This window comes from Kitasatospora sp. NE20-6 (genome assembly GCF_045862635.1).
Map to the genome: position 1 here is coordinate 1 of NZ_BPRL01000167.1, position 1256 is coordinate 1256.

Below are 1256 nucleotides of genomic sequence, written 5' to 3' on the forward strand. Positions count from 1 at the left end.
GGTGGGCGTGGCCCGGTGTCGTGGTTCAGCTGAGGCGTTCGATGACCATGGCCATGCCCTGGCCGCCGCCGACGCACATGGTCTCCAGGCCGTACTGCTTGTCGTGCCACTGGAGGGAGTTGATCAGGGTGGTGGTGATGCGGGCGCCGGTCATGCCGAAGGGGTGGCCGACGGCGATGGCGCCGCCGTTGACGTTGAGGCGGTCGATGTCGATGCCGAGGTCGCGGTAGGAGGGGATGACCTGGGCGGCGAAGGCCTCGTTGATCTCGACGAGGTCGATGTCGCCGATGGTCATGCCGGCGCGGGCGAGGGCCTGGCGGGAGGCTTCGACCGGGCCGTAGCCCATGATCTCGGGGGAGAGGCCGCTGACGCCGGTGGAGACGACGCGGGCGAGCGGGGTGAGGCCGAGTTCGCGGGCCTTGGTGTCGGACATGATCACGAGGGCGGCGGCGCCGTCGTTGAGCGGGCAGCAGTTGCCGGCGGTGACGGTGCCGTCGGGGCGGAAGACCGGCTTGAGGCCGGAGACGGCGTCGAGGGTGACGCCGGCGCGGGGGCCGTCGTCGTGGGAGACGAGGGTGCCGTCGGGGGTGGTGACGGGGGTGATCTCGCGGGCCCAGAAGCCGGAGGCGATGGCCTGCTCGGCGAGGTTCTGGGAGCGGACGGCGAACTCGTCCTGCTCGGCGCGGGTGATGCCCTTGAGGGCGGCGAGGTTCTCGGCGGTCTGGCCCATGGCGATGTAGGCGTCGGGGGCGAGGCCGTCCTCGCGGGGGTCGTGCCACTCGCCGCCGCCCTCCTCGGCGCGCCGGGCGGTGCGGGCCTTCGCGTCGGCGAACAGGGGGTTCTCGGTGTTCGGCATGCCGTCGGAGCTGCCGTTGATGCTGCGGGAGACGGTCTCGACGCCCGCGGAGACGAAGATGTCGCCCTCGCCGGCCTTGATGGCGTGCAGCGCCATGCGGGTGGTCTGCAGCGAGGAGGAGCAGTAGCGGGTGACGGTGGTGCCGGGGAGGTGGTCCATGCCCATCTGGACCGCGACGATGCGGGCCAGGTTGTGGCCCTGCTCGCCGCCGGGCAGGCCGCAGCCGAGCATCAGGTCGTCGATCTGCCGCGGGTCGAGGCCGGGGACCTTCGCGAGGGCCGCGGCGATGACCTGGGCGGTCAGGTCGTCCGGGCGGACGTCCCTGAGGGATCCCTTGAACGCCCGGCCGATCGGCGAACGGGCGGCGCTGACGATGACGGCTTCGGGCATGGTGGGCTCC

Annotated in this window: 1 protein-coding gene; it reads right to left on the bottom strand. The window is 72.3% G+C overall.

The features are described 5' to 3' along the window. Nucleotides 1-25: 25 nt before the first annotated feature. The gene (locus SNE206_RS39995; protein ID WP_407918508.1) at nucleotides 26-1246 is read right to left on the bottom strand and encodes an acetyl-CoA C-acetyltransferase; all 1221 of its coding nucleotides are present in this window, start codon (nucleotides 1244-1246) and stop codon (nucleotides 26-28) included. Nucleotides 1247-1256 lie beyond the last annotated feature (10 nt).

Excerpts from the sequence above, each read along its gene's own strand:
- SNE206_RS39995 (WP_407918508.1), bottom strand. The coding sequence starts at position 1,246 with ATGCCCGAAGCCGTCATCGTCAGCGCCGCCCGTTCGCCGATCGGCCGG.